The sequence below is a fragment of the Enterococcus crotali genome (assembly GCF_000633635.1).
GTDB classification, from domain to species: Bacteria; Bacillota; Bacilli; order Lactobacillales; family Enterococcaceae; genus Enterococcus_L; species Enterococcus_L crotali.
The window spans coordinates 742,845-750,452 of record NZ_AYPQ01000002.1 but is presented as its reverse complement, the minus strand read 5'-3'; the positions used below and the strand labels follow the sequence as shown (position 1 = coordinate 750,452).

The 7,608-nt window shown below is 37.8% G+C and carries 5 protein-coding genes, 1 rRNA gene and 1 other annotated feature; of the genes, 4 read left to right on the top strand and 2 right to left on the bottom strand.

Annotation, left to right across the window (positions count from 1 at the left end; genetic code table 11):
* A 16S ribosomal RNA gene (locus V192_RS0108340) occupies positions 1-119 on the bottom strand; the annotation flags it as partial.
* 780 nt (positions 120-899) lie between these two features.
* Here V192_RS0108340 and croR point away from each other — a divergent pair.
* From croR to V192_RS0108320, 4 genes are all read left to right on the top strand, one after another.
* A complete protein-coding gene (gene croR / locus V192_RS0108335) occupies positions 900-1,589 on the top strand; it encodes a response regulator transcription factor CroR (RefSeq protein ID WP_010766703.1) in 690 nt (229 codons plus the stop codon).
* Positions 1,579-2,730 carry a sensor histidine kinase CroS gene (croS, locus tag V192_RS0108330; RefSeq protein WP_025870748.1) on the top strand — a complete coding sequence of 384 codons (1,152 nt, stop codon included), beginning with the start codon at positions 1,579-1,581 and terminating at the stop codon, positions 2,728-2,730. The genes croR and croS overlap by 11 nt, the downstream gene beginning before the upstream one ends.
* A gap of 38 nt (positions 2,731-2,768) precedes the next feature.
* Positions 2,769-2,980 (top strand) — a binding site (T-box leader).
* Positions 2,981-3,106: 126 nt separating this feature from the next.
* Positions 3,107-4,378, top strand: a complete 1,272-nt coding sequence (serS, locus tag V192_RS0108325) for a serine--tRNA ligase (RefSeq protein ID WP_025870746.1) — start codon at positions 3,107-3,109, stop codon at positions 4,376-4,378.
* Positions 4,379-4,486: 108 nt separating this feature from the next.
* Positions 4,487-5,977 (top strand): polysaccharide deacetylase family protein, encoded by a 1,491-nt coding sequence (locus V192_RS0108320; protein ID WP_025870744.1) that lies wholly within the window; start codon positions 4,487-4,489, stop codon positions 5,975-5,977.
* Positions 5,978-6,022: 45 nt separating this feature from the next.
* Here V192_RS0108320 and guaB read toward each other — a convergent pair whose 3' ends face one another.
* A complete protein-coding gene (gene guaB / locus V192_RS0108315; protein ID WP_025870742.1) occupies positions 6,023-7,507 on the bottom strand; it encodes an IMP dehydrogenase in 1,485 nt (494 codons plus the stop codon).
* Positions 7,508-7,608 lie beyond the last annotated feature (101 nt).

Below are 7,608 nucleotides of genomic sequence, written 5' to 3'. Positions count from 1 at the left end.
CCGTCCGCCACTCCTCTTTTCAAATGAGTGCAAGCACTCGGTAGAAAGAAGCGTTCGACTTGCATGTATTAGGCACGCCGCCAGCGTTCGTCCTGAGCCAGGATCAAACTCTCATAATAAAAGTTGAACACAATCCGAAGATTGTTAAGCTCATTTGTTTGCTAGCATATTGCTTCGCTTTGTTAAAAATTGTTGTTTGTTTTTACCGTTGTACAACCTACACATTTGGTTCGTCTTACTTTGTTCAGTTTTCAAAGGTCTACTGTGTTACCTCGCAGCAACTTTTATATCATAYCAAATCTTCGATTTGATGTCAACACTTTTTTTAAAAAAGTTTCAAGTTTTTTTCTGCTTGATGTTATCGAATGTTTCGCGACAACTTCATTAGTTTATCAGGTTGTTTGTTATTTGTCAACAACTTYCTTCCTGATTTTTCAAGTTTTTTTGAACTTGATTTGTTATTCTATTTTCGTTCCGTCGTCAGTGTTTCTTGCGACAACTTCACTAGTTTATCAGGTTAGCCATTGTTTGTCAACAACTAWTTTTCTGATTTCCAAAGTTTTTTTCGTCTTTTTCGTCTTTGGATTGTTATATTATGTTTGTCTTTTGGCGTGTTACTTCAGTGCCTTGCGACAAGATATAATATACCAAGATTCTAGGCTTAGGTCAACTAAAATTTGCACTTTTTTTAAAGTTTTTTTCGTTACCGATTATTTTATTACTTTCGTTCTTTATTGTTCGTTTTTACGGCAAAAACAGAGTGTTTTTATTCTATTTCTTAATTTTTAGTAACATATTCTAAATTTCCCGTAACTTCTCCTTGTTTTTGTCAATTTTTCCTTTTTTTTGTTAGAATGTAGAAGAGGAATTCTACTATATATATGGAGGAAATGAATGATATGAAAATTTTAGTTGCTGATGATGATAAAGAAATCGTAGAACTACTGAGTATTTATATTCACAACGAAGGCTACGAAGTGGTTAAAGCTTATGATGGGAAAGAGGCTTTATCTAAGATTCGAACAATTTCCGATATTGATTTACTTATTTTAGATATTATGATGCCCATCATGGATGGAATGCAAGTAGTGAAGGAATTGCGAAAAGAATCTCAAATTCCTATTATTATGCTGACTGCTAAAACAACTGACATGGATAAAATTAAAGGACTAGTAGCTGGAGCGGATGATTATGTTACAAAACCATTTAATCCATTAGAAGTCATGGCTCGTGTGAAATCAATTTTAAGACGTAGCCAAATGCAACTTAAAGCAGATGAACCTGATGTACTTGAAATCGGCTCATTGATTATTAATAAGGATTCTCATGAAGTTAAAACGGTTGATGGAAAAGAGATCCAACTAACTGCCTTAGAATTTGGTATCTTATATTTATTAGCTAGTCATCCTAATCGCGTGTTCAGTGCGGACGAAATTTTTGAACGCGTCTGGCAGCAAGAAAGTATTGTCTCAGCAAAAACTGTTATGGTTCACGTTAGTCACTTAAGAGATAAGATAGAAGAAGCAACTGGTGGAGAAAAAGTCATTCAAACAGTTTGGGGAGTTGGATATAAAATCGATGCTCGTTAGACAAAAGAAAATCGAAAAGCAAAAACGAATCACCTTAACATCTAAAGAAATCAGTGAGCTACTTGCTGAAGGAATCGTGACAATTATCCTGTTACTTCTATTAAATGTCTCAATAACGGTTCTACTTAGCGGTAGCCAGACACTGCAGGGAATCATTTGGGCAACTAAGGGTGCTTTCGCCAAAGAGTTGAATACAGATTTATTTTGGAGTTTGAGCAAGTTTGTTATACCGATCTTTTTCGTAGTTGATGTTGGCGTGTTGTACTGGCGCTTGATTCGCCGTTATCGACAAATGCAATTGCGTCATATCATTAGTGAGCTTCATTATATCGCTAACGGGAATTACGACCACCGTATTCCTTTTGAGTTAAGTGGTGATTTAGCAAAAGTTGTTACTAGCATCAATGGCTTGGTTGACAGTACTGTTGCAGCTATTGAAGACGAGCGGAAAATCGAAAAATCAAAAGATGAGCTTATCACAAATGTCAGTCACGACATTAGAACACCTTTAACTTCTATTATAGGCTATTTAGGTTTGATTGAAGATCGGCAATTTCATAACCAGGAAGATTTGTTAAAATACACGCATACTGCTTATGTAAAAGCTAAACAAATGAAACTACTGGTTGATGACCTGTTCGAATATACAAAAGTACGCCAACCTGCTGTCCCTGTCAATACGATTAGTTTTGATATGGCTCAATTGATTGAGCAACTAGCTGCTGATTTTGAATTAGAAGCAACTAAAAATAACATGACGATCCAAGTCAATGCTAATCCAGCATCAATCAAGATGGATGGCGATACTGAAAAATTAGTACGTGTTTTCAATAATCTATTATCAAATGCACTAAAATATGGCAAAGGTGGTAAAAATATCGTCATTGACGTGGAAAAAGTTGGAACAGAAGCTGTGATTGCTGTTAGAAATGATGGCCCGTCGATTCCTAAAAAATCGTTAGATCAATTATTCGATCGATTCTATCGCGTAGAAGAATCACGATCTCAGGAAACAGGTGGAACAGGCCTTGGTTTAGCTATCGCCCAAAGTATTATTGCGTTGCATGGTGGTTATATTTATGCAACGTCTGATAATCATTGGACATCTTTTATTATACATCTGCCTTTAAAAAGAAATTGATTGAGCAAGGTTGACATCTAAACAAAAATTTTGTATCCTAATGACAAGCAAAGAGAAAAAGTATTTATAGTACTGAATCAAAGAGAGTTTGCGGTGGTGAAAGCAAATATTCAACTATAAAGAAGTCCGTCTCTATTACATGCGTTTGACGAAATAAGCCAAACCGGTGGCAGCCGTTATCTGCATTACAAGGGCAGCATTATGCTGAACTTGGGTGGTACCGCGAAATTCAAGTCATTTCGTCCCAAGAATTTTTTTCTAGGGATGGAGTGGCTTTTTATTTTACTACAAGGTTATCTAGCTATGTGGGCTAACTCCTATTTTCCAGTCGGAGTTGGACGAGCCCGCTACGCTTTTATATTAAGGAGGAGTAATTATGTTAGATGTAAAAATGATTCGTCAAAATTTCGATGAAGTACAAGCAAAGTTGAAAACTCGTGGTGTAAAGGAAGAAGTATTAGTAGAGTTTTTACGCTTAGATGAAAGTCGTCGTAACCTACTCGTGAAATCAGAAGAATTGAAAAAATATCGGAATGATGTTTCCGCTGAAATTGCACAACTAAAACGGAATAAAGCAGATGCTGCTGACAAGATCGCTGAAATGAAAGAAGTTGGTGGTAACATCAAAGCGATGGATACGGAAATCGAAGAAATCGACGCTAAACTCCAAGAAATTTCTACAACCTTACCAAATCTCCCTCATGACTCAGTACCTGTCGGAGCAGATGAAGATGATAATGTTGAGGTACGTCGTTGGAGTGAACCTAGAAGTTTTGCTTTTGAGCCAAAACCACATTGGGATGTAGCTGAAAATCTTGATATTCTTGATTTTGAACGTGGAGCAAAGGTTTCTGGCAGTCGTTTTGTTTATTATAAAGGCTTAGGTGCTAGATTAGAACGAGCATTATACAATTTTATGCTTGATATGCATGTTTATGATCATGGCTATACTGAAATGATGACCCCTTATATCGTTAACAGCAATTCTATGTTTGGAACGGGGCAATTTCCTAAATTTAAAGAGGATGTTTTTCAGCTAGAAGGAACAGATATGACGTTGATACCAACTGCTGAAGTTCCTTTAACAAACTATTATAATAATGAAATTTTAGATGGTAAAGATTTACCAATCTACTTTACTGCGCTTAGCCCTTCTTTCCGTTCTGAAGCAGGAAGTGCTGGTCGTGATACTCGCGGACTGATTCGCCTACACCAATTCAATAAAGTAGAAATGGTGAAATTCAGTGATGCGGAACATTCTTATGAAGAATTAGAAAAAATGACCGCTAATGCGGAAGATATTCTACAAAAGTTAAACCTTCCTTACCGTGTTATGTCATTAGCTACAGGAGATATGGGCTTCTCAGCAGCGAAGACATATGACTTAGAAGTTTGGATTCCAGCCCAAAACGCCTACCGTGAAATCAGCTCTTGTTCAAACTGTGAAGATTTCCAAGCTCGTCGTGCGATGATCCGTTACCGTGATGACAATGATAAAGTTCAGTATGCTCATACACTAAATGGATCTGGTTTAGCTGTTGGCCGGACAGTTGCCGCAATTTTAGAAAATTATCAAAATGAAGATGGAACTGTGACGATTCCAGAAGTTTTAGTTCCTTACATGGGTAATTTGAAACTAATTAAATAAATAGAAAGAATCACTAATTTAGCGGGATGTTTGTTGAAAGTGTGATTTAACCATGATACATTTGGTTTATTGCACACAATCAAATTTTTAAATTAGAGGGATAATGTTATGGACAGAAAGAATCACCCACGAGGAACCCGAAATACCCGGCGAGAAAAAAGGCAACACAGTGTTTCCAGAAAATTAACTTTCGTAGCGATCTTTGCTACTTCTTTCATCTTACTTTGTGGAGGCGTCTACGCAACCTATGCTATGCAACACAAACCAAAAGAAGCAAACAAACTGGAAGATGATGGTTATGAGAAAAAAGAAGCGGCACTGTTGGAGAAGATACGCGACGCTCAAAAACAAGCGGAACTTAAGAATACGGAGCAAGAAAAAACAGACGGCAATGTTCAGATACTTTCTTATGAACCTGTTACGCCTGACGCTATCCCTCAATTTCAAGCATTAAAAGCGGAATTGACAACTTTAATAGATACCGCTCAAAAAAACAGCCCGAAAGAGACACCGCTCAAACTTGTCGGTTATATAAAAATGATTAAATCCAATGAACTGGTAACGGGATATCAGCCTGTTGTTGAAAGCTATACTTGGAATCCAACAAATGAAGAATGGACCGAACAAACTGAAGTAAGTCAAAAAATTGCCTTCGTCAATCAAAAAACAAACCAACCCTTGACTCTCCAGGATCTTTTCACTAGTGAAGCAAATATTTTAGCTGTTCAACAAGTCATTCAGCAAAAATTACTTGCAGAGAGTCCTGATGCTAACACAGTTATTGACAGTGTCCTCAACATGCCTAGTATTTCTTTAGACGGAACCGTATTTACCTATCATTCAGATAAAATCAGTTTAGGCTTGCCGGAAAATGCAACTGGAAAAAAGGAAATCACGTTACCTTACAAAGAGATTGCTGGCTACGTAAATCCTGAGTATATTGATCCAGAATCTATCAAAGATGCCTTACCAACGCCATTAGATCCAAACAAAAAATATATCTCGCTGACTTTTGATGATGGGCCAAACCCTGAAACAACACCGAGACTGTTAAACATCCTAAAGGAAAAAGGCGTTAAAGCTACATTCTTTATGCTGGGTCAAAATGTCATAAAAAACGAATCCCTTGTAAAACGAGTAGCAGATGAAGGTCATGAAGTAGCTAGTCATTCTTACTCCCATCCCCAATTAACCGGAGTTGATGTGCAAAGAGTAAAAGATGAGGTTCAAAAAACAGATAAAGCCATCTATCATGCCATTGGGAAGCTACCCACTGATTTCAGACCACCTTATGGCGCTGTAAACAAAGACGTTGCGACAATCATCGGAAAACCGATCATCCAATGGTCTGTAGATTCACAAGATTGGCAAAGTCATAACGCAGAAGCCATCATCAAACGCATTGACGAAACCGCCTATAATGACACAATCGTTTTAATGCACGATATCCATCCAGAAACAGTTGATGCTGTGGCTACAGTAATCGATCGATTACGTGGAGAAGGATATGAAATTCTACCTTCTAAAGAATTATTAGGAAAAAAGGCTAAACCCTTGCATATGTATTACGGTTCTAAAGATGAACGTCCTGTACAATAAATACAAAAACTCCGAAGTCGATTATGACTTCGGAGTTTTTTGTATTTATTGTTCTACAGAATAATTAGGGGCTTCTTTCGTAATTTGAACATCATGGGGGTGAGATTCTTTCAAACCATTCCCACTCATTTGAATAAATTGTGCTTCGTCACGTAATTGTTTTAAGTTTGCCGCACCGACATAGCCCATACCTGATTTTAAACCGCCAATCAATTGGAATACAATGTCTGAAACGCTACCTTTATAAGCAACGCGACCTTCAATACCTTCTGGAACTAATTTATTTGCTTCATTAACGCCGCCTTGGAAATAACGATCACTTGAACCTTTTTCCATTGCACCTAGTGAACCCATTCCGCGATATGTTTTAAAGCGACGGCCTTGATAGATTTCAAATTCTCCTGGTGATTCATCTGTCCCAGCTAACATACTTCCTAACATAACGGCATGTCCACCAGCGGCTAAGGCTTTGACGATATCGCCTGAATACTTGATCCCGCCATCAGCGATAATTGCTTTACCATATTTACGAGCGACAGACGCTGCATCATAAATTGCTGTTAATTGAGGCACTCCAACACCAGCAACAACACGAGTCGTACAAATAGAACCAGGTCCGATCCCTACTTTAACTACATCAACACCCACGTCATAAAGGGCTTTAGCACCTTCTGCCGTTGCAATGTTTCCAGCGATAAGCGTTGCGTCTGGGAAAGTATCGCGAATTTCTTTGATTTTACGAATCACACCTGCACTATGACCATGTGCCGTATCGATAATGATCGCATCTACTCCCGCATCTAATAAGGCTTCAGCACGTTCAAAGGTATCACTCGTAACACCCACAGCCGCAGCTGCAAGTAAACGACCATGCTCGTCTTTAGCTGCATTTGGGAATTCAATTACTTTTTCGATGTCTTTAATCGTGATCAATCCGCTCAAACGGTTATTTTCATCAACGATCGGTAATTTTTCGATTTTATGTTTTTGTAAAATCTTTTCAGCATCTTTTAGCGAAGTCCCAACTGGGGCAGTGACTAAGTTGTCTTTCGTCATGACTTCATCGATCTTCATTTGATAATCGGTTACAAATCGCATGTCACGGTTGGTAATGATCCCAACTAATTTACGGTTATCCATCGTTTCTACGATTGGCACCCCGCTGATACGGTATTTACTCATCAGATTTTCAGCATCTGCTACTAAGTTGGTTGGCGTTAAGAAAAACGGGTCGATGATTACGCCGCTTTCAGAACGTTTTACTTTGCGAACCTCATCAGCTTGTTGTGCGATACTCATATTTTTATGAATAACACCCAAACCACCTTGACGAGCCATTGAAATGGCCATTTTACTATCAGTTACAGTATCCATGCTTGCACTGATTAGAGGAATATTCAACTTAATATTTTTTGCAAGTTGGATACCCATATCCACTTCATTAGGCAGTACGTGACTTTCTGCTGGAATCAATAAAACATCATCAAATGTAAGACCTTTTTTCACGAATTTTGTTTCCCAGTTAGACATTTTCTAGACCACTCCTCTATTTAATTTTATATAAGAAAATAACAGATAATAAAAGGTAAGTCAACCGCATTTCCTTGTTTACAGAGATTTTCTCTTAGTTT